The organism is Herbaspirillum huttiense (assembly GCF_047300815.1).
Taxonomy (GTDB): Bacteria; Pseudomonadota; Gammaproteobacteria; order Burkholderiales; family Burkholderiaceae_D; genus Herbaspirillum; species Herbaspirillum huttiense_A.
The window spans coordinates 2257757-2278338 of the sequence record NZ_CP178608.1 but is presented as its reverse complement, the minus strand read 5'-3'; the positions used below and the strand labels follow the sequence as shown (position 1 = coordinate 2278338).

19 protein-coding genes are annotated in these 20582 nt (G+C 58.5%); 1 reads left to right on the top strand and 18 read right to left on the bottom strand.

All coding sequences use genetic code 11. The annotated features are described in order from the left end of the window. Positions 1-78: 78 nt before the first annotated feature. The 9 genes from ACLRDN_RS10560 to epsL all read right to left on the bottom strand — a co-directional run bounded on the left by ACLRDN_RS10560 (position 79) and on the right by epsL (position 11452). A complete protein-coding gene (locus ACLRDN_RS10560) occupies positions 79-1137 on the bottom strand; it encodes an acyltransferase family protein (protein WP_413459979.1) in 1059 nt (352 codons plus the stop codon). Positions 1138-1261: 124 nt separating this feature from the next. Beyond that, a complete protein-coding gene (locus ACLRDN_RS10555) occupies positions 1262-2698 on the bottom strand; it encodes an O-antigen ligase family protein (RefSeq protein ID WP_413459978.1) in 1437 nt (478 codons plus the stop codon). Between the two features lie 116 nt (positions 2699-2814). Then, complete coding sequence (xrtB, locus tag ACLRDN_RS10550; protein WP_413459977.1) at positions 2815-4458, bottom strand: exosortase B; 1644 nt, start codon at positions 4456-4458, stop codon at positions 2815-2817. Between the two features lie 29 nt (positions 4459-4487). Further along, positions 4488-5366, bottom strand: coding sequence for a chain length determinant protein tyrosine kinase EpsG (epsG, locus tag ACLRDN_RS10545; protein WP_413459976.1), 879 nt, complete (start codon positions 5364-5366; stop codon positions 4488-4490). 51 nt (positions 5367-5417) lie between these two features. After that, positions 5418-6815, bottom strand: a complete 1398-nt coding sequence (gene epsF / locus ACLRDN_RS10540) for a chain length determinant protein EpsF (RefSeq protein ID WP_413459975.1) — start codon at positions 6813-6815, stop codon at positions 5418-5420. Between the two features lie 74 nt (positions 6816-6889). Beyond that, positions 6890-7681: a polysaccharide export protein EpsE gene (gene epsE, locus ACLRDN_RS10535; RefSeq protein WP_413459974.1), complete on the bottom strand. Its 792-nt coding sequence runs from the start codon at positions 7679-7681 to the stop codon at positions 6890-6892. Positions 7682-7751: 70 nt separating this feature from the next. Beyond that, a complete protein-coding gene (locus ACLRDN_RS10530; protein WP_413459973.1) occupies positions 7752-8702 on the bottom strand; it encodes an EpsD family peptidyl-prolyl cis-trans isomerase in 951 nt (316 codons plus the stop codon). A gap of 91 nt (positions 8703-8793) precedes the next feature. Beyond that, positions 8794-10203, bottom strand: coding sequence for an undecaprenyl-phosphate glucose phosphotransferase (locus ACLRDN_RS10525; RefSeq protein ID WP_413459972.1), 1410 nt, complete (start codon positions 10201-10203; stop codon positions 8794-8796). A 10-nt stretch (positions 10204-10213) separates the two neighbouring features. Beyond that, positions 10214-11452 (bottom strand): XrtB/PEP-CTERM-associated polysaccharide biosynthesis outer membrane protein EpsL, encoded by a 1239-nt coding sequence (epsL, locus tag ACLRDN_RS10520; RefSeq protein ID WP_413459971.1) that lies wholly within the window; start codon positions 11450-11452, stop codon positions 10214-10216. Between the two features lie 459 nt (positions 11453-11911). Here epsL and ACLRDN_RS10515 point away from each other — a divergent pair, with 459 nt between their 5' ends. Continuing rightward, complete coding sequence (locus ACLRDN_RS10515; protein WP_413459970.1) at positions 11912-12475, top strand: phosphatase PAP2 family protein; 564 nt, start codon at positions 11912-11914, stop codon at positions 12473-12475. 75 nt (positions 12476-12550) lie between these two features. Here the strand turns inward: ACLRDN_RS10515 and ACLRDN_RS10510 are convergent, their stop codons facing one another. The 9 genes from ACLRDN_RS10510 to infC form a co-directional block, all read right to left on the bottom strand. After that, entirely contained in the window at positions 12551-13633 is a 1083-nt protein-coding gene (locus tag ACLRDN_RS10510; protein ID WP_413459969.1) for a choice-of-anchor A family protein, read from the bottom strand. Positions 13634-13850: 217 nt separating this feature from the next. Further along, positions 13851-14372, bottom strand: a complete 522-nt coding sequence (locus ACLRDN_RS10505; protein WP_413460380.1) for a GNAT family N-acetyltransferase — start codon at positions 14370-14372, stop codon at positions 13851-13853. A gap of 128 nt (positions 14373-14500) precedes the next feature. Next, the gene (locus ACLRDN_RS10500; RefSeq protein WP_413459968.1) at positions 14501-14902 is read right to left on the bottom strand and encodes a MerR family transcriptional regulator; all 402 of its coding nucleotides are present in this window, start codon (positions 14900-14902) and stop codon (positions 14501-14503) included. A gap of 3 nt (positions 14903-14905) precedes the next feature. After that, positions 14906-15319: an integration host factor subunit alpha gene (locus ACLRDN_RS10495; protein ID WP_051057415.1), complete on the bottom strand. Its 414-nt coding sequence runs from the start codon at positions 15317-15319 to the stop codon at positions 14906-14908. Positions 15320-15383: 64 nt separating this feature from the next. Next, positions 15384-17810: a phenylalanine--tRNA ligase subunit beta gene (gene pheT / locus ACLRDN_RS10490; protein ID WP_413459967.1), complete on the bottom strand. Its 2427-nt coding sequence runs from the start codon at positions 17808-17810 to the stop codon at positions 15384-15386. A 78-nt stretch (positions 17811-17888) separates the two neighbouring features. After that, positions 17889-18917, bottom strand: coding sequence for a phenylalanine--tRNA ligase subunit alpha (gene pheS / locus ACLRDN_RS10485; RefSeq protein ID WP_034331543.1), 1029 nt, complete (start codon positions 18915-18917; stop codon positions 17889-17891). Between the two features lie 187 nt (positions 18918-19104). Further along, complete coding sequence (rplT, locus tag ACLRDN_RS10480; RefSeq protein ID WP_006712690.1) at positions 19105-19467, bottom strand: 50S ribosomal protein L20; 363 nt, start codon at positions 19465-19467, stop codon at positions 19105-19107. A 25-nt stretch (positions 19468-19492) separates the two neighbouring features. Further along, positions 19493-19690, bottom strand: a complete 198-nt coding sequence (gene rpmI / locus ACLRDN_RS10475) for a 50S ribosomal protein L35 (protein ID WP_006712688.1) — start codon at positions 19688-19690, stop codon at positions 19493-19495. Positions 19691-20005: 315 nt separating this feature from the next. Next, a complete protein-coding gene (infC, locus tag ACLRDN_RS10470) occupies positions 20006-20527 on the bottom strand; it encodes a translation initiation factor IF-3 (RefSeq protein WP_083859511.1) in 522 nt (173 codons plus the stop codon). Positions 20528-20582 lie beyond the last annotated feature (55 nt).

Sequence of the window (20582 nt, the reverse complement as noted above, 5' to 3'; positions counted from 1 at the left end):
TCCAGCGAAGGCGCGCAGCCCATGGATCACACTGCGCGCCTTCCATGACCCGCTGCAACCGCAGCGACGGCGCCACTATCAGCGGAAGCGCGCACGCACGGCGCGCAGCGGCCCATCAATGAACCTATCCACCAGCATCGCGAACACCCAAGCGCCCGCCAACGTCAGCAGGCCACGCAAAAACGCATTGTCGATCACCAGTTCCAGGTTAGTCCACAAGATGTGGTGAGACAGATAAATGGAATAAGAGTACACACCCGTTTTCTTCACCCATGCCAAGTTCAAAAAGCGGAAGGGGAAACTGCGCGGCGCATGGACCGAATAATAGAAGAGCGGAATCAGCGCCAGACCTTGCAACGAATAGCGCAGCGTCTCGCGGAACACATCATTGCGCACTCCCAGCGTCAACAGGAGCAAGACCGCACCCGCTGCGACAGCGATCAGGCGACACCGTGCCTGCGCCAACTTCTCGCGCCAGGCAGCCGAAAGAGGCAGGGTCGCGAGAATGCAGCCGTACAGTATGGAATCGATCCGCGTGTCGGAGGCAAAATAGGTGCGATCGGCCGAAACGTGCATGACCATGACCAGGTAACACCGCCAAGCAAGAACCAGGAGGCAAAGCCCGGCCAAATATAGCGGGATGTGTCTGCGTTCGGCCTTGTGCAGCATCAGCACGAACAGCGCGGGAAATACGAAATAGAAGTGCTCTTCCACCGCCAGTGACCAGAACACGCCCGTGCCGTAGGGAACATACTCATTTCCCGCAAAGAAGAGGCTGAAATAATTGGCGAAATACAGCAATTGGGCAAAAAATCCCGTCCACGTCGCATGTCCCGCCAAGATCCCGGCATACGTCAGCGTATAAGCAAGCACCAGTGTCAGCAGCAAGGGCGGAGTCAACCTGAACAGTCGCCGCAAGTAAAAATGCGGGATATTGATGGTTGAGTTAGCGGCAAACTCCTTGGCCAGCAAGGTCGTAATAAGGTAACCGCTCAGGAAGAAAAAGATCGTCACGCCCAGCCCGCCCGGGATGATATGGCCCAAGCCGGCATGACTGAAGGCAACAATACCAATGGCCACCGCGCGCCATCCGTCAAGGGACGCAATCTCTTTCCGATCGGCGTGCGCATTGGTCATGCCAGAGCCCCAATCATGCACACGTGCGGCGTGCGTTGCCCACCATCGAGCAAATCAGAAGAAACGTAATTTTCCATAAAATAAACTTCGGTCGATATGGACAGCCGGTGGCGAAGGCAGCCCATTATTTGCAGAGTGCTTTGGCTGAGTGTTGAATCCCGGAGAGTTTGCCTGGCGTGACCTCGCGGCCCGACGTCTGGGAAAGGTTGAAGTAATACAGGGCCCAGCCCATGCCGATGAAGAGCCAGAAATACCAATTGAAGGCGAGGTAGCCAAGCATGTTGTCCGAAACGCAGACCACCAGGTATTCCACCAAGGCGCAGATCATGATCCCGGCAGCCAGCCGGTCATATGCATACAGCCGGAGCAGCACGCGCAGAGACTGATAGAAAATCGCAAGATAGGCCAGCAAACCGATGAGGCCACTGTCGAAGAACAGCTGGACGAACACGTTATGCGCGCCCCACTGGACATCTCCGGCCAGCGGGAAGAAGACGCTGGCGTAATGTCCAAACGATTCGATTCCATACCCGGTCAGGTAGCGCGACGGGGAAATCCAGCTCAACGCCGACTCCCAGAGGTAGACGCGCCAGGCAAACGAATTGAGCCGTGCATAGGTAGTGACGGTGTTGCCGTTGTGAAGATCGGCAAGTCGATCCTGGACACTGGGCACCATCAGCGCCAGAACCCCCAACACAACGATATAGATCAGGTAGCGGCGCTCAAAAATGAGGCCATACAGGAGAAACAGCACCAAACAGGACAGCCAGGCGCTCCGGGTCTGCGTGAACAGGAGCATGACAAACAAGAGCCCGGTGTACCCGATCAGCAGCCCCTTTTTCAACTGGCTCAGTTCAAATGTGGGACTCTTGACCATATACAGGCTCAAGGAAATGACGAGGGTCAGATAAAAAGCAAAAATATTGGCATGCCCAAACGTGCTCTGCAGCCGGAATCCTGTCAGCCCCCCGGACGCATGCATTGCCGTGCTGATCAAGCCGTAGATCACCGGAATGACCGATGACGCCATGAACAACCTGATGATGAAGCGGAAATCCTCAGGGGTCCGAACGATATAGAACGCGCAGACGAATACCGAGAAGTAAGACAACATCGACAATAGCGACTTGAAGGCTGGCACTGTCGCCGGCGAAACGAATGCGCTGACAAACTCGATGGCAAGAAAAACCAGCCAGGCCATCGCGGCCTTGCGGGGCAGGAGCTTCGGCTTCTCAATGAAGAACAACAAGGCAATCAAAATGATGAGCGCGTTGATCGCGCCGCCCAGGCCTGCCGAGGCCCCACCGGCGGCGCCCACGCGGGTCGACTCCAGCACGATGTCGCCGGAGGCTCTGAGCAACAGCACAGCCAGCAGCAACAGCCTTCTGTTGAAGACGAAGAGTCCCCCAAGCAGAAGCAGGACCGGAATGGCCGCCAGCCGCATATAGCTGTCGCTCAACAGGTCGGCCAGCACGGGCAGGGCCAGGCCTGCGAGCACAGCGACAAATGAGGCTGCACCGAGCAGCACCATCTGCGACGTATCCAGACTAATTTTTTTCATGCTCCTACGCATCCTCAACTTGGGCTCTCATGTTCTTTCGGTGTCTGCTCTGACGCTACAGCTGCTACCCAATGCACTGGCTGGCGCTTTCGCAGGAAGAGACAAGCCATTACTTTCTATCGCGGTACCAACAATCCAGGGGCAGTCTTGTCAGTGGCCATCACCAGGTCCTGCAGGAACCGTCTTTGCAACTCATAAGCTTCGGCCTGGCCAGCGGTGTCCTGAAGCAGGCTGGAAGCACGGACCAGGATCCCGTCTGATACGCGGCCATCCAATCCATCCTTGAAGATTTTCCAGCGTGCCGCGAATCCTCCGTTGGGGAAACCATCACCAATGCGGACCCAATAGCTGACCGCTTCAATACGATCTTTATTGAAGGCCACGAACCGTGCGCCCTCTGCCGGCCCGGAAAGTGCGTTGACCGGAATGGATGCCGCACCCCGATACTGAAGATTGAACCCCTGTGCCACGTAGCACACCTCCGGCAGGTGAATCTTGACATCCTGCGTCTGTTCGCTGGCGTAGGCCAACGCCAGCATCACCATCTGGCCTTCGGCATTGACATAGGTGCGCGTGAGCACATCATCATAGGGTTGGTCCGCATTGCGTTCGGTTCCGTCGTCAAGACCGACGTTGACCTGCAAAAACGGCGACGGTACCTCGCGCCAGTCGCCAAACCGCACTGGAATGAGGTCGGCGAATTTTCCCGTCTTGACCACGTTGACCTCGTGCGGGACGAGCAAATGCACAATGCCCACGGAGACCAGCATCACGATCACAAGAGGCAAAGCCACCCGGAGGTTCATTGAAAACTTGCCGCTATCCTGCAATATGCTGCCAGCCCGCTTTCTCTGCAGCGCTTCCGGCACAGCCTTTCCTCGCCAGCGCGCATGACGTACCGCTATCCAGCGCAACACCCCATCCAACCCGATGATCAATGCCAGCGCGACGAGGAACAGCAGCATCCCCGCAAAGCCATGCAGGAAGCCCTGCCCGGCGGCATCGCCGAGATAGTAGGTGATGAGGGCCAGCACCATCACCCGAACAGTATTGGCCGTAAAGGAAATGGGAACGATCAGTACCGCCAGCAGGAAATTGCGGAACAGGGATTGGTGGCGGACCAGGTTCATGTAGAGCAAACCCAGCGCTTCCAATGTAAAGAGAGAGTTCAAGCCGGCGCAGGCATCGGCCACCAGCAATTGATAAGGGCCGATATAAAGTATGACGCCGCTGCGGGCAATCGGATAACCGAAGCCACGCAATACCAGCTCAGAGGCATAGGAAACGCCAATCTTCAAAGGCTGCGTCAGGAAGTCCACCACCGAGGCCGGCAGGGGCACCATGAACAGCATGAAGAAGAAAGCGAACCACAAGCGGCCGCAGGTACGCACACCGAATTGCAACAGGACGATCCCGACCAGAATCGGGATCAATGATCCTGCCTCCATGAACAATACCGTCTGCGAGCGGCCAAGGACAAAGCACACCAACCCCAGCAACACGGCCAGCGCACCGGCAAGCGGTGCAGGGTTGCGCTCGATGAGGCCATCCTGATGCAATTGCCGGATGCGTACGAACATGTAGCAACATGCGACGACCAAGACGATCGGGCCATGGGCGTTACGCTCAGTGCCCCACACCCCATGGAAGAGATCGATGAAGCTCGGTACGTACATGGCCGCCAAACCCGCTGCCAGCACCAGCCAGGGAAGGCCGGAAACACGTGGCTCGGGTATCTGGCGGATGGTCTCTACAGTCATCGTGGTGCTCTCAGTGAATCGGGCCGACGTCAGAATTCATTGACCACACTGCCCACTACGGCGACCTGCGAGCTGGTGAGATTTTCGGCCAGGGTGCGTACCGCTGAGATATGCGATACGTTGGTGCGAACCACCACCAGGCTTGCCCCGGTACGTACCGAGATCATGTTGCCGTCCGCATACTGTCGACCGGCCGGTGTATCGACCAGGATGACATCGAAGTCCTGCACCAGATCTCCCAGCAACTGCGTGAAGTTCGTGCGGCCCAGCAATTCCTGCGGGTTGGGCGGGGTCGGACCAGCCGTCAATACGGACAGGTCCAGCAAATCAGGCACGCGCTGCAGCGCGTCGGCCGCGCTGCAGCGGCCTGCGATCACGCCAGACAGACCGTTGCGATTGTCCAGGCCGAACAGTTCGTGCTGGCACGGATTGCGCATGTCGGCGTCGATGAGCAAGGTACGTTCGCCCAGCTGCGAAAACACGACAGCCAGATTGGATGCAATGAAACTGCGCCCTTCCCCGCTCTCCGGACTGACGATCGACAGCGCCTTGTGCTGCCGGTCGATATCGAACCAGCGCACCATCAACTGGCTGCGCAGTGCACGCAATGCCTCGACCTGCTTGCTGAACGGATTGTAGGCGGCCACCACCTTCTCGCTGACCTTGCTCTCCCCCTTGAGCAGATAGGGGTAGTCGAACTGGCGCGAAAGCGCCTGATCGATATCGGATTGCGTCAGCAATCCCAGTTGAATCGCCGCATCGCCAAAACGCAGGCCGCGTTCACGCTGCAAGCGCAGGATCCGTTCCGCATTCTCGGTGGAGAGCTTGCCGCTATCCACCAGGATCGCACCAATTGAGCGATTCGGCAGGGCTGTGCCCTCATTGAGTGTCAACGTTGCTGTAGTCATGTTATTCCCGGGGAAAACTGTTTTTTCTTGACATTGAAAACGGGCTGATCATCAAGCCGGCTTCCCTCTTCCGAAGCCGAAACGTCGACCACGCTGCACGGCCAGGGGGCGCGTGATGGAGCCCAGTACAGGCAGCCCCAACTCATCGGTCAGATCCTGCTCCGAGCGAACACGGCGATTGGTCAATTCCAGAGCCAGCGCGGCCAGCACGCCGAGAATGCCACCCACGAAAATCGCCAGAATCAGGTTCAACAGGATCTTCGGACTGGCAGCATTGGGCGGGGGCACAGCGGCCGACAGCAGCGAAATATCGGACTGGTTGGATTGACCCTCCAGGCTGGTTTGCGCGAAACGCTGGGAATTGAGCTCATAGGCGCGCTGGGCGCTCTCCAGTTCACGGCTGAGCACTGCCAGCTCATCACGCGTGCGATTCATCTCCAGCACCTTGCGCTTCTGGGCTTCGAAATCGGCGCGGATTTCAGCTTCACGCTTGGCGAGAATCGTCGCGGTACTACCGACGGACTTGGAGACCGAAGAAGTCGCCGCAGCAAGCTGGGCACGCAGGCCATCCCGCTCTGCCTTGGCCGAGAGGTAATCAGGATGGTTCACGCCCAGTCGCTTGGAAATCTGCTCAAAGCGGGCCTCGGACGTTGCCAGGTTGGACTTGAGCGTCTGGATCAGCGAGTTCGAATTGACATCGGGAGATTCGACAGCCCCCCCGGCTGCAGCCTGGCGGCTGCGCGACTGCGCTTCCGACAGGGCGCCCTGCGCCGCCACCAATTGCGACGAAAGGTCATTGAGGCGATTGGTCTCGACATCAGTACGATTGTCGATATTGGTGATGCCGTGTTCCTCTTGGTATTTGGACAGTTTGGTCTGCGCCTGCTCGTAAGCGTCACGCAACACCTTGGTCTGCTCATTGAAGTAAGACGAGGCCTTGCGGCTCGGATCGAGCTTGAGCTGCATGCTCACGCGCTGGTACGACGCAGCAAATGCGTTGGCCACCAATGCTGCAAACTGAGGATCCTGGGCCTTGAAGGTAATGTCGATGACACTGCTTTCCTTGGAGGCAATCGCATCCAGTTTCTTCAGCAAGACGACCGCCAACCAGTTGCGAATGTCCATGTCACCGTGATTATCGGCCTGGTAGGCATCCTTGACTTCTTGCTGGTCAACCAGCTTCAGGCTGTCAATGACGCCCAGCGCTACCGATGGGCTGTTGATGATGGCCACTTGTGTCGGCATGAATCCGGGCAACGCCTGCGGCGCCACCACCAGGCCGGTGACCGGGTCGGACGCCTTGTAATTCAGTACGACCGACGCGGTCGCCTTGTATTGCTTGGGCAACACAAGGCTCACCACCAGTGCAACCACCACGGTAATGGAGAGAATGTACAGAATCACCTTTCGATGAGCCTGAAGAATCAGAATGAATTGAGATAAGTTCATGGGATCACGCCTCCTGGTTGGCGTCTTGGATAGCTAAACGGAAAAATGCTTCGGGCAGTGCAGAGCGCATCGGCTCAGAACCAGCTTTCCTTGACATAGACGACATCATCGGCCTGCAGCAAGTCGTCCTTCTTGAGCGTAATTTCCTGCAGATTGCCGTCAGGATCGCGACGCTTGACCAGCAAGCCACGTTCCGTCCCGCGCTGGGTCAACCCGCCACCGACGGACAAGGCTTGCAGAAGCGTCGTGCCGCGCTCCAGCTTGTACATGCCCGGACGCTGTACTTCACCGTAGATATAAAAGCGCAGCGAGCGCTCAACATAAACCACATCGTTGCCCATCACTTCCGGCAATGCGGTGGTATCACCGCTGTGGGTAATCGCGTAGATATCGACCAGTTGCTTGGTCACGGTCTTGCCATCATTGCGCACGATGGTCAGTGCATCGCCACCATCCGGAGAGACGCCCCCTGCCAAGGCGACGACATCGGCCACGTTGCGCTTGCCATCGAGTGGATACCGCCCCGGTTTATTCACCTGGCCAAGAACCGACACCATCTGGCTCTGCGGCACAGTCACCAGGATGTTGACCTGGGGATTGACGAGGAAGCCGCCCTTCTTGAGCAGGCCGGCAATTTTGGTCTCTGCCTGGGCGGTCGAGAGACCACCCACCTTGACCTCGCCGATCAGAGGATAGCTGACAATCCCCGCCTCGCTGATCCGCGTCTCGAGGGACAAGTCATCACTGCCGTAGACCTTGATCCGGACCACGTCGCCTGCGCCGAGCAGGATATCGTCAGCCTGAGCAAACAGACTCCAGCTCGCAAGCATCAGGCCGATTAACACGAACACCACTTTTCTCATCATTGTCATTACTCCGCAGTACATCAGGTTCTTGATTCAGGCGCAGAGCGCCCGGATGTTGATCAACTCTTGCTTACTTGAAACCCGCCACTCCGCGCGAGATCGCCTCATTCTTGGCGGCCTCTGCATCATTGGGTGCTTCACCGGATGCCTCGCCCGCGACTGGTGCGGTGAGGTCCTTGAAGGATTTGGCCTGTACCGAATACTCGATCTTGGCCTCTTTCCTGAGGCGTTCCACCAGTTGTTCCGACGCTTGATTCTGCCTTTGCGTCATCAGGTATTGAACGATCTGCGGCGAAGCCAGCGCCAGCGAAAGCGGGGAGCTCTTGACGTCCTGCACCGAGGTCAGGATCGCTGTCGGCCCCTCGATCACCACGAACATCGCGCCACGATCCAGAGTCTTGAGCGTGGCATTCATCTGGGGCGGCAAGTCTGCCGAGGTCTTGACCACCTGCTGGCGCGCATATTGGATACGATGCGAGTCCAGCCATGCCATGACATCTTCCAGACGCTTGCCCGTCTGCTCCATCAGGGCATTGAGTTCGGGCGTCAAGTTGCTGCGTGCAATGATCAGCTGCGCAAATTCGTACTGCTTGCGCTGCGCAAACCAATCCGGATTCTTGCGATAAAGATCTTCCACTTCCTGATCGAGCGGCCGTGTGGGCGCCTTGACCTTGCTGGCCACATAGCTCTGTGCCAGTACCAGATTGCGGGCACGCTCCATGTCAGCCAGTACCGCGGGCTCATTGTCGAGCTTGTCCTTCTTTGCGGCATTGATCAGCAATTGTCGTGCCACCAGACCGTCGAGCAATTGCTTGGTGACCTCGGCGCCACCCGACTTGGCCAGTTCATTATTGATCTGGTGAATGGTAATTTCCTGCCCATCCACGTTGGCGACCACCTGACTGGAGGAGGACGCCTTCTTTTCGCCGCAGGCGGCCAGGGCCGCCATGAGCAATGCCGAGACCACGGCCTTGGCCATGATCGAGTGATGTTGTCGAACTGCTGCCGTCCCGGTTTTCATTTGAGCAAGCTCTCTTCTTTTCTGTATCACTTGTTGCCGGCCACGAGGGCCGGTGTTTTGCGCCTCCGTCCCTGCCAGGAAGCCTTGAGCGTCAGTAGGCGTTATCTCGTTTGACCACCATGCGCACGGTCTGGAAGATGATCCAGAGATCAAATACCAGGGACCAGCGGCGCAGATACTCCAGGTCGAATTCAATGCGTGCCTTCATCTTGTCCAGTGTCTCGGTTTCGCCGCGCAGGCCATTGACCTGAGCCCAGCCGGTAATGCCCGGCTTGACCTTGTGACGCAGCATGTAACCCTTGATCTGCTTGCGATACAGCTCATTGTGGGCCACCGCGTGCGGACGCGGACCGACGATGCTCATGCGCCCTTGCAAGACATTGAAGAACTGCGGCAGCTCGTCCAGCGAACTGGAGCGCAGGAAACCACCAATCTTGGTCAGGCGCATGTCTCCCTTGGTCGCCTGGGTGACCTTGCCGCCATCTTCCATCACCGTCATGGAGCGGAATTTGTAGACCACGATTTCTTCGCCATCCAGCCCATAGCGGCGCTGCTTGAAGATGACGGGACCGGGCGAGGTCAACTTCACGCAGATGGCAATGACCATCATGACCGGCAACAGCATGAGAAGGATGCCCGACGCCAGGACCAGGTCACTCAAGCGCTTGACCAGATTGTTGGTCCCCGTAAAGGGGGTCTCGCAGATCGCCATCACCGCCATGCCGCCTACGTAATCGAAGCGCGCCTGGATCAGGTTGAAAATATAGATGTCGGGAATGAAGTAAATCGACGCAGTCGTGTCCTGCAGCTCGTCGATCATCTGCAATACGCGCGGTTGCGCCGAAATCGGCATGCTGATGTAGACCATGTTGATGTTGTTCTCCCGCACGTAGGCGGCAACATCAGTCATTTTCCCGTGCAGCGGCGTGTAGGTACCGGGGGGCTGGCGATTGAGCTCCCGGTCGTCAAAGAATCCCATCAGCTTGATCATCAGCGAGGGGTATTTCTCCATGCGATCGGCCAGCTTCAGTGCCGCCGGGTTGACCCCGATGATGATGGCCCTGCGCACTTCGCCCTTGGAATGCAAGTCGCGCATCACGCGCGACTGCAGGTGCTGGGAAATGATCAGGCCGATGGGCGTGCTGGCCACCCAGAAGAAAATCGCGCGCAGCGAGAGATTCTGATAGAACTCGCAGATGTAGGCAACGAGCACCAGAACAGCCGCCACGGCGATCCAGTCCATGACCGGTGCCATGACAGAGGGCCCCTTGGGGTTACGCCGAATGCGCCGCTGGTGCAATTCCGTGAAGAAATAAGACGAGAGAAAAAAGGCCATGATGGCCAGGACCCAGTAGTCGCCATTGAATGGATGGCCGTGGAGCCGCACCAACACCCACAAATAAGCCACGATCAGCGCCGGTTCGACGAAGCGTTTGAATACCATCGTGAGGGTATTGGGCTTGACGTTGACCAGTGGCAGACCATCATGCAGGTCACTCATTTTGGGGGCCTCAGAATTCATAGCGAGAAGTCAGGGAAACGCCGTTGGACAAATAGCTGAAATTGCTGATGTTGGACTGCAGGTTTTCGCGATATACCGCCAGCACCAAGGACAACGAATTCGTCGGGGAGTAGGTCAGGCTCAAGCTGGCCTTCTCATAATTATCACGACGGTTGGACGGCGTGATACCGGTGACGATGGCAGCCCCGTTGTAGTTGCGGCGCTCGTAATCGAAGAGCCCGTCAAAGCGCAGCTTTGCCGTCGGCGTATAGATGGCAGCCAGGCTGACGCCCGTGGTCAGCGAGAAATTGGCATCCACATCATTGACACCACCGATCTCACGCCACAAGTTGGCCTTGAAACCGGTCTTGTCCGTGGGCGCCCAGTCGCCAGTCAAACGTGCGTTGAAACCCCGATACGCATTGCCGTTGATATCGGAATTGCGGTCACGCTGCGTAATGCCACCCAGGAACTGCAGCTTGGTCTTGGCGCTGTAAAGCCAGACAATCTTGGCCTTGTAATCCTCTTGCGTGAACGAATTGTTCAGCGTGGTATTGCCAACCTGTGTATCAAAGGGGTAGTGACCCGTCGTCCTGCGAACTTGAATACCGGCAATACTGCCGCTGCGGGCGGTATAGTCCAATCCCAGCTCGGCCACGTCCTGGGTGAAGTTGTTCTGCTGCTGGGCCACGTTGTCATACGCCAAGCCAAATTGCGAAGCCACGGCGCGCACCGTCCAGTCCGGATGCAGCTGCCACGCAAGGTTGGCGTATTTGACGTCCAACGTACGAATATTGGTTTGCAGCACGCGCAAGTTCTGAAACGGCGTCAGCGACCGGGAATAGACATAGCCCACATTGCCGGACAGCCGCTCACCCACCACCCATGCCCAATCTGCCTTCAAGTCGCGGGCAATATTGTCGAACTGCTTGAAGAAATCATAGGAATTCTTGGTCGCACTCGCATCCACAAGAATGTGCTGGCGGCTGATCATCCGATCGAGGCGCAGCCCTCCCGTCGTGCTCTGGACGTTGTCAGAAATCTTCGTCGTACCCAACGCGGCCTGAGCAGCCTCCGGGCTACTTACTCGCAGCAGGTTATCGTCATGCAAATAGTTGTACTGCACATACGGAACAACCACCTGACCGGGGTCTGCCGCGTATGCAAGAGGGCAAGCCACCGACACCATCAGAGCGCACATTTGCACCCGGGTCTTGCGCTTGCTGCTGTTGCGAAACTGCCGTGGCATCACGAATCAGAGCCCTTTCTTTTTTAGTTCTACTTTTAAAACAATGGCAATGTTTGGCGTCCGCATTGCTGCACCGCAACACAGAAAAAATTAGAAGTTATCATGCATGATTTTTCTGAATTAGGCAAAAAAATGTGTAGAAGATTGCCACATAGAAAAGAATCACGTAAGGATACTCGCCACCAAAAACGGGGCAATCAGACAAGAGAGAATGCCCTTGTAGGACAAATGGAGAATTTGTAATTCAACAACATACTCGTCAAATCACATAAACTATTTATATCGCAATGCAACAAAAACTGAACGTTTATCTTGCGACAAGACTCACAGCGCTTTCTCCCTGCCCCGCAAATCGCTAAGATGCCTTGGCGAATCTCCGCCCGCCGCCTCCCCGGCATCCACCACCTTTAACTTCATTGAATGAACTGGCACACCATTACATTTTTCGGCGACAGCACCATGACCATTCCCGGCGCGTGCATCCTGGCACTCTGGCTGGGCATCAACCGCATGTGGCGGCCGATGCTGGCCTGGTTGCTCGCTTTCGGCGCAGCCATGATGATCGTGGTCATCAGCAAGCTGCTCTTCATGGGTTGGGACATCACCCTGCCCATGCTCAACTTCACCGGCTTCAGCGGCCACACGGCCTCTTCCAGCGCCCTGTATCTGTCGATTGCCTTGCTCCTTACTCAGGACAGCAGTCGCTGGCGGCGCGCCCAGGTGCTGACGCTGACCGCGTTCCTGGTCACCGCGGTGGGCCTGTCACGCCTGATGATCAAGGTCCATTCCGAATCCGAAGTGCTGCTCGGCCTGCTGGTGGGCGCCACCGCAGCCTGGGCTTTCGGGCTGTCGCTGCGACAGTCGGCGCCACCCTTGCGCCACCTGCTTCTGCCATTGGGCCTGGCGGTTGCCCTGATGATGACCGGATTCGACAAGCCCGCCCCGACCCAAAGCTTCCTGCAGGAACTGGCGAAGAATCTGTCCGGCCGCACCGAGGTCTACATGCGCCATGAGCCGCTCTGACCCCCTCCCCTCATGAAAAATGCCGTCCAGCGCATGCTGAACGGCATTGGCGATGCCCCGTCGCGCTCCCGGAAATCAGGCGGCCAGCATGCCTGAAGCTGCAACGCGGCGGCGACGCAATGCAGCCGCCCCGACGACGAGCACCAGGCCCGCCACCATCAAGAGGTATTCTTCCGGCTCGGGCACCGGCGCCACTGCAGCCAGGTTGCCCGTAAAGGCTTGCAGGTGGAGCTCGCCATTCTGGGTCAGGCTGTTGACGAACACGCCGCCCTCGATGTTCTGGTTGTTCGTCAGGCTGGCGCGGGTTGCCAGGATGGAGCCGCCGAACTGGTTGTTGATGGTCAGGCTGGTCGCGTTGTAGAAGTTCCAGACAATGGACTTTGCCAGGGATTGTGCCTGCCCACCCAGGAAGTTGGCACCGATGACGGCTGAACTCACGCTCGAATTGATGATGATGGTACTGGCGCCATTGGCAGCAAACGAAAACTCACCCGCCGAAAAGACCGAGGCGCTGGTGATGTTGTTCAGGTCGAATACCGCCACACCCTTGTTGTTGGCCACGGCATTGAAGGTCGCCTTGTTGCCCACGACGGACACCGTGCTGTTGGCCACGGCGCTCTTGAGCGTATTGGACAAGGTGGACAGGGTGGTGCCGAAATTGGTCGAAGCAGCCGCCGATGCGTTGGTCTGGATCAGTGCACTCGGGGTTGATAGCCGGGGACCATTGAAGTTGGTCCCGTTGCTGCCACCCACTACATAGGACGCGCCATTCAGGTTGCTGTTGCCGACCGCCCCACCGATGTAGCTCGAACCGCTGTTGACGGTGGAATTGGTGAAGGATCCACCAATATACGAACCCAATCCGTTGACGTGGACATTGCTGGCGCTGCCCATCACGGTCAGTCCGGCATAGTTGGAGTTCGGCGTGCTGCCGGTATGCTGCACATAGTCGCCGCCACTGACCGAGCCTCCGATCCAGGCGCGACCGTCCACGTGGGAGTTGGAGTTGACATTACCCAGGGTGATCAGGTTGAACTGGTTGAGCGCCTCGGCACCAGTGAGCGGGGAAGTCGCCGCATGGGCAGCTTCGGTCAGCGCCAGGGTAAAGATGGGAAGAACAGCAACGCTGCACAATACCGACTTCGAAAAACGCGACATGAATCGTTACCTCTATAACGGACGCCGCCTGTTGGTGTCGGATCAGGGGCAGGACTGAACGATGGCGTTACACCGACGCAAATCTACACAAATAGTTGTAAATTTTTTATTAATTTTAATGCAACTATTGTTATTTGATCAAGACCAAAGTGCAATTGCGCTGACGTGATATTTTTGCAACACGTATCGCGATTGCCGCCCTATCCAACTGCGGCGATCACCCGTTGAGATTCTTCGTCATGTAGAGGGCATCTTCGCCATAGCTGGCCAGGTGTTCCCGGCCCTGGACCGACACCTGAGCATCGTCCAGAAATCCCGCTGCCCGCCAATAGCCACTGGACCCGTGCACAGCGACCAAGGCCGCCTTGGGCAAGCCATGGGTCTGGCAAAGTTCAGAGAGCGCCTCCACCAAATGGCGACCCAGACCGGAACCCCGCGCTGCAGGCAGCAGCGCCACATCATGCAGATGCAGGCAATCGGCCGCCGGATCCAGTCGCCCCAAGAAGGTGTTGAGGGCCGGAGGAAAACCTTGGCGCGCGGGATGCATGAAGGCATAGCCGATCACCTCTGCCGCCCCCGCCCCTTCCCGACGCACGGCGATAAGGCATCCGGATGCAAACAGTGCGAGGCGCTCCGCGAAGACCTCTTCAGCTTCGAAATAACCGACATGAACTTGTTCGGCAATCGCCATCACATGTGGCAGATCCTCGGCCCGCATGGGGCGCCATTGGTAACGCATCACGATGAGTCCTCTACGCGCCGGTCTGCCGGCATGGCCCGAAAATGAACACGCCACACGGCGGTCACGAAGACCGGCGTGTGGCGCGAAGAATAGGAATCGGAGAAATCGGCCAAGCCTGTGTGGGCTCAGGCAGCGGCCCCCGGCTTGAGCATTTCCAGCACGGCTTGCAACTCCGCGCGCAGCGCATCGATGGCCGCCTCGTCCAGGCTGATGACGGGAGGCTGCGGCTCTTGCGGCTGCTCGGCCTCGTGCGTGCCGTCGAGCTTGTTGCGAGCGCCACTGATGGTGAAGCCTTGTTCATACAGCAGTTCACGGATGCGGCGGATCAACAGCACTTCATGGTGCTGGTAATAACGCCGGTTGCCGCGGCGCTTCACCGGTTTGAGCTGGGTGAATTCCTGTTCCCAGTAGCGCAGCACGTGCGGCTTCACACCGCACAGTTCGCTGACCTCGCCTATCGTGAAATAACGCTTGGCCGGGATGGGCGGCAAGACGATGGCCGCCGGTTTGTTGACACGATCGTTCATAGATTAGACGGACATTTCAACGGCGTCGCCGCTGGAGAGTTCCACCATTTCCTTCAATTTCTGGCTGGCGTGGAAAGTCACGACGCGGCGCGCAGTGATGGGGATTTCCTCGCCAGTCTTGGGATTGCGGCCAGGCCGTTGCGGCTTGTCGCGCAGCTGGAAATTACCGAAGCCGGACAGCTTGACGGCCTCGCCACGTTCGAGAGCGTTGCGGATCTCGTCGAAGAAGGTTTCCACCATGTCCTTGGCTTCGCGCTTGTTCAGACCGACCTGCTCGAACAAAAGTTCGGCCAGCTCGGCCTTGGTCAGCGTCGGCAGGTTCTTGTCGGCCTGCGAACGTGCCTGGGATTCCAGTACGGCACGATGCAGGTCGGCGTCCAGCACGGATTGAAATTCGTTCGAATTCACGTTGTTCATGGCGATGAATGACTGGGCCTCAACCGATTCCGGTCTGTAATTATTTTCGCTCTCGGACATCACATCAGGCACGCAACCTGGCACCGAGCTTGGCGCTCGCCGCGGCCACCAGTGCATTCACCGCAAGGTCAACCTTGTCATCCTGAAGGGTGTTTTGAGTATCTTGCAAGGTGCAGCGGAACGCAAGGCTTTTTTCGTCCGCTTCGAGACCACGGCCTTGATATTCATCAAATAAAACAAGGGCTTGCAAGATGCCGCAGTCCGGATTAGCCTGCTTTTCGGCGGCAAAAACATCCAGCAATTGCTGAGCGCCGACCGACTGTTTCACCACCAGCGCGATGTCGCGGCTGACCGCCGGGAACTTGGAAATTTCCGAGTAGGACGGCAGCTCACGCTCCTGCAGCGCCTCGACATCCACCTCAAAGACCACGGGCGCCAGCGGCAGGTCATACTTCTGCTGCCACTTCGGATGCAGCTCGCCGATCACGCCGACCACCTTCTCGCCCAGCAGTACGTGTGCCGTGCGTCCCGGATGCAGCGCCGGATGTTCGGCCTTGACGAAACGCAGCGCGCGCGGCGCGAACAGCGCTTCGAGGTCGGCCTTGACGTCGAAGTAATCGACGTTGCGGGTCGGCTGGCCCCACTGTTCGTCAGCCACCGGGCCATAAGCCAGCGCGGCTACGCGCTTGGGCTGCTCGAAACCGGCGACGGCCAGCGGGCCGTCGGTGATGGCGGCGTTCTTGTGGAACACGGCACCCGCTTCGAAGACGCGGATACGTGCCGCCTTGCGGTTGACGTTGTAGCGTGCATTGGCGACCAGGCCGGCGATGAGCGAAGAACGCATCACGCTCATCTGGCTGGCGATCGGGTTCAACAGCTTGATGGGGTCGGTGTTGCCGGCGAAGTCGGCTTCCCAGGCGCTTTCCACGAAGCTGAAGTTGACCACTTCCTGGTAGTCCTGATCGGCCAGCAGGCGACGGATGGCGAACAGCGAACGGGTGTTCTCGGGCGCAATGCGCATGGCATTGGCGGCCACCGGCGGCAGCGCCGGGATGTTCTCGAAACCGTAGACGCGGGCGACTTCCTCGATCAGGTCTTCCTCGATCTCGATATCGAAGCGATAGGACGGCGGCGTCACCGAGAACAGCCCAGGCTGGTAGTCGGAAGACAGGCCAAGACGTTTGAAGATATCCGACACCATCTCGTCAGTGATCTCCACGCCAATCACCTTGGCTGCGCGCGCGGTGCGCAGCGAGACCGGTTCGCGCTTGGGCAGGTTGACGATCTGGTCGTCCACCGGGCCCACGCGGGTCTCGGGCGTGCCGCAGATTTCCAGCAGCAGCGCCGTGATGCGCTCGATGTGATCGACCACGGTGGCGAAGTCCACGCCGCGCTCGAAGCGATGCGCGGCATCGGTCGAGAAGTTGTAGCGGCGCGCACGGCCCTGGATCGCCTGCGGGAACCAGAATGCGGCTTCCAGGTAGATGTTGGTGGTCTCCAGCGAGACCGCAGTGGCGTCGCCCCCCATGATGCCGGCCAGGGATTCGATTTCCTTGTCGTCGGAGATCACGCCGACCCACTCATCGACTTCCACGGTATTGCCGTTGAGGAGCTTCAGGGATTCGCCCTTGCGGCCCCAGCGCACGTCCAGGCCGCCATGGATCTTGTCGAGGTCGAACACGTGCGAGGGACGGCCCAGCTCCAGCATCACGTAATTGGAGATGTCCACCAGCGCCGAGATCGGTCGCTGGCCGCTGCGCTCCAGGCGCTGCTTCATCCACTGGGGGGTGGCGGCCTTGGCATTGAGGCCACGGATCACGCGGCCGGCAAAACGGCCGCACAGGTCGGGCGCGGAAATGCGCACCGGCAGCTTCTCGTCCAGGTTGACGGCGGCGGCCTGATAGACCGGGGCCTTCAGGGGCGTGCCCGTGAGCGCAGAAACTTCACGTGCCACACCCAGCACCGACAGGCAGTCCGCCTTGTTGGGGGTCAGCTTGATGGTGAACTTCAGATCGTTCAGTTGCAGGTAGTCGCGGAAATTCTGGCCCACCGGTGCATCGTCGGGCAGCTCCAGCAGGCCGCCGTGATCTTCCGACAGCTTCAGTTCGCGGGCCGAGCACAGCATGCCCTGCGACTCCACGCCGCGCAGCTTGCCGACCTTGATCTCGAAGGGCTTGCCATCGGCACCCGGCGGCAGCACGGCGCCGACCATGGCGCAAGGCACCTTGAGACCAGCGCGCACGTTGGGCGCGCCACAGACGATGTTGAGGATGGTGCCGGTATGAACATTGACGCGGCACACGTTCAGGCGGTCCGCATCCGGATGCTTGGAGACTTCCAACACTTCGCCCACCACCACATTGGTGAAGGGAGGTGCGACCGGTTCGACTTCCTCGACTTCCAGGCCGGACATGGTCAGCAGGTGCGACAGTTCATCCGAGGTCATGGTCGGATTGACCATGGTACGCAGCCAGTTTTCAGAGAATTGCATGATTCAGACTTTCAGCTATCGGCTTTGAGCTATGAGCCGGAGGCACGCCGCGACAGCGCGGCGCCCTGCGTGATCGAATTAATTGAATTGCTTCAGGAAGCGCAGGTCGCCTTCGTAGAACAGGCGCAGGTCGTTGATCCCGTAGCGCAGCATGGTCAGGCGCTCCAGGCCGGAGCCGAAGGCGAAACCGATGTACTGCTCGGGATCTAGGCCCATGTTGCGCACCACCGTCGGATGCACCTGCCCGGCACCGGAGACTTCCAGCCAGCGGCCCTTCAGGGGACCGCTGCCGAAGGCGATGTCGATCTCGGCCGAAGGTTCGGTGAAGGGGAAATACGAGGGACGGAAGCGCACCTGCAGGTCGTCGGTCTCGAAGAAGGCCTTGACGAAGTTGAGGTACACGCCCTTGAGGTCGGCGAAGCTGATGTCCTCGGCAATCCACAGGCCTTCGACCTGGTGGAACATCGGCGAGTGGGTGGCATCGCTGTCGACGCGATAGGTGCGGCCCGGTGCGATGACCTTGATGGGCGGCTTGTTCATGCGGGCGTAGCGCACCTGCATCGGGCTGGTGTGGGTACGCAGCAGCAGCGGCTTGCCCTGGGTGTCGTTGCCTTCGATGTAGAAGGTGTCCTGCATCGAGCGCGCCGGGTGGTTCTCGGGGCTGTTCAATGCGGTGAAATTGGTCCAGTCGGTCTCGATCTCGGGACCGTCGGCGACATCAAAACCGATGGAGCGGAAGATTTCTTCGACGCGCTGCCAGGAGCGCATCACGGGGTGGATGCCGCCCACGCCACGGCCACGGCCCGGCAAGGTGACATCGATGGCTTCCGCATTCAGGCGCGCCTGCATCTGGGCATTGGCCAGTGCATCGCGGCGTGCGGTCAGCGCGGTTTCGATCTGTTCCTTGGCGACGTTGATGATCGCCCCTTGTACCTTGCGCTCTTCCGGCGCCAGCTTGCCCAGTCCCTTCATCTGCTCGGTGATCTGGCCGGTCTTGCCGAGGTACTTGGCCTTGGCGTTTTCCAGTGCGGCGGCGTCGGGCGCGGCGGCGAAATCAGCCTGCGCCTGCGTGACCAGTTGGCCCAGGAGTTGGTCTAGGGGATTCATGCGGTAAGTCTCGCTCCAATCGAAAATCCGACGACGAAGTCGAAAAGGAAAAAAATCCACGAAACCGTGGATCAAAAACATACGGGGCATCGGTGTATCACCTCTGCCCCGCAGGATTTTGCAGCGCCGGCTGCTCGTCTGACTTGCGTCCGATGTTGCGGCCGGCTACCGCAAACACGCTGTCGATTTAGGCGGCAGCGATGTTGGCCTTCACCTGGTTGACGATGGCAGCGAAAGCAGCCTTGTCGGTGACAGCCATATCGGCCAGGACCTTACGATCCAGTTCGATCGCAGCCTTCTTCAGGCCGTTCATGAACACGCTGTAGGTCACGCCGTGCGAACGCGCAGCGGCGTTGATACGGGCGATCCACAGTGCGCGGAACACGCGCTTCTTGTTACGACGGTCACGGTACGCGTACTGACCAGCGCGCATGACTGCTTGCTTGGCGATACGGTAGACGTTTTTGCGACGGCCGCGGTAACCCTTGGCGAGTGCGAGGACTTTCTTGTGGCGGGCACGTGCTGTTACCCCACGTTTGACTCTAGGCATAGTAGCTCCTTAGTGTATGGTGAGGTTAAGCGAACGGCAGCATTGCGCGAACGGAATTCAGGTTCGTCTCATGGACGCCCTCGGTACCGCGCAGTTGACGCTTGTTCTTGGTGGTCTTCTTGGTCAGGATGTGACGCTTGAAGGCTTGACCGCGCTTGACGGTACCGCCCGGGCGGACGCGAAAACGCTTCTTCGCGCTGCTCTTCGATTTCATCTTAGGCATAGCAACTCTGTCCTTTCGGACAGCTCCATTTTTTGATGATTGCAGGTGGCAGCACGCTCGCTGCTCTTGGATGCCTGCTCTCACTTATTTGACAGCGGGTGAACCCGCTGCTTTTGCCTGGCGCAATTGCCTGCGCCCTGCAAATCCTTTGTCGGCCCTACACTGCCGCCACCGCCGGGATTGCCCCGATGGTTTCGGCATGGACGACACCGGAGGGGTGTCGTCGTGATACGGCTAGACTGAAATTGCGACGTACAACCTGGAAAACTGAAAAAAAATATAAACGCTTTAAACGATATAAACGCTATAAACGATTTATTTCTTTTTCTTGGGCGCCAGCACCATGATCATCTGGCGGCCTTCCATCTTGGGAAACTGCTCGACCTGGCCATACGGTTCCAGGTCAGCCTTCAGGCGCTCCAGCACGCGCATGCCGATTTCCTGGTGAGCCATTTCACGGCCGCGGAAACGCAGCGTGATCTTGGTCTTGTCACCCTCTTCCAGGAACTTGGTCAGGTTGCGCAGCTTGATGTTGTAATCGCCATCATCGGTACCCGGGCGGAACTTGACTTCCTTGACCTGGATGACCTTCTGCTTGAGCTTGGCCTCGTGTGCCTTCTTCTGCTCCTGGTACTTGAACTTGCCGTAGTCCATCAGACGGCAGACCGGAGGTTGCGCGGTAGGCGCAATCTCGACCAGATCGACTTCAGCCTCTTCGGAAAGCCGTAAGGCTTCGGCCAGGCTGACAATGCCCAAAGGCTCGTTGTCGACACCAGAAAGGCGCACTTCTGGCGCAGTGATCTCGCGGTTGAGGCGATGCGACTTGTCAGTAGCTATTGCAGTTTCCTTTTAAAATCCAATGAATTAAGCCGTGCTCTTGCGCTGGGAGGAA

Excerpts from the sequence above, each read along its gene's own strand:
- ACLRDN_RS10560 (WP_413459979.1), bottom strand. The coding sequence starts at position 1,137 with ATGACCAATGCGCACGCCGATCGGAAAGAGATTGCGTCCCTTGACGGA.
- ACLRDN_RS10555 (WP_413459978.1), bottom strand. The coding sequence starts at position 2,698 with ATGAAAAAAATTAGTCTGGATACGTCGCAGATGGTGCTGCTCGGTGCA.
- xrtB (WP_413459977.1), bottom strand. The coding sequence starts at position 4,458 with ATGACTGTAGAGACCATCCGCCAGATACCCGAGCCACGTGTTTCCGGC.
- epsG (WP_413459976.1), bottom strand. The coding sequence starts at position 5,366 with ATGACTACAGCAACGTTGACACTCAATGAGGGCACAGCCCTGCCGAAT.
- epsF (WP_413459975.1), bottom strand. The coding sequence starts at position 6,815 with ATGAACTTATCTCAATTCATTCTGATTCTTCAGGCTCATCGAAAGGTG.
- epsE (WP_413459974.1), bottom strand. The coding sequence starts at position 7,681 with ATGATGAGAAAAGTGGTGTTCGTGTTAATCGGCCTGATGCTTGCGAGC.
- ACLRDN_RS10530 (WP_413459973.1), bottom strand. The coding sequence starts at position 8,702 with ATGAAAACCGGGACGGCAGCAGTTCGACAACATCACTCGATCATGGCC.
- ACLRDN_RS10525 (WP_413459972.1), bottom strand. The coding sequence starts at position 10,203 with ATGAGTGACCTGCATGATGGTCTGCCACTGGTCAACGTCAAGCCCAAT.
- epsL (WP_413459971.1), bottom strand. The coding sequence starts at position 11,452 with ATGCCACGGCAGTTTCGCAACAGCAGCAAGCGCAAGACCCGGGTGCAA.
- ACLRDN_RS10515 (WP_413459970.1), top strand. The coding sequence starts at position 11,912 with ATGACCATTCCCGGCGCGTGCATCCTGGCACTCTGGCTGGGCATCAAC.
- ACLRDN_RS10510 (WP_413459969.1), bottom strand. The coding sequence starts at position 13,633 with ATGTCGCGTTTTTCGAAGTCGGTATTGTGCAGCGTTGCTGTTCTTCCC.
- ACLRDN_RS10505 (WP_413460380.1), bottom strand. The coding sequence starts at position 14,372 with ATGCGTTACCAATGGCGCCCCATGCGGGCCGAGGATCTGCCACATGTG.
- ACLRDN_RS10500 (WP_413459968.1), bottom strand. The coding sequence starts at position 14,902 with ATGAACGATCGTGTCAACAAACCGGCGGCCATCGTCTTGCCGCCCATC.
- ACLRDN_RS10495 (WP_051057415.1), bottom strand. The coding sequence starts at position 15,319 with ATGAACAACGTGAATTCGAACGAATTTCAATCCGTGCTGGACGCCGAC.
- pheT (WP_413459967.1), bottom strand. The coding sequence starts at position 17,810 with ATGCAATTCTCTGAAAACTGGCTGCGTACCATGGTCAATCCGACCATG.
- pheS (WP_034331543.1), bottom strand. The coding sequence starts at position 18,917 with ATGAATCCCCTAGACCAACTCCTGGGCCAACTGGTCACGCAGGCGCAG.
- rplT (WP_006712690.1), bottom strand. The coding sequence starts at position 19,467 with ATGCCTAGAGTCAAACGTGGGGTAACAGCACGTGCCCGCCACAAGAAA.
- rpmI (WP_006712688.1), bottom strand. The coding sequence starts at position 19,690 with ATGCCTAAGATGAAATCGAAGAGCAGCGCGAAGAAGCGTTTTCGCGTC.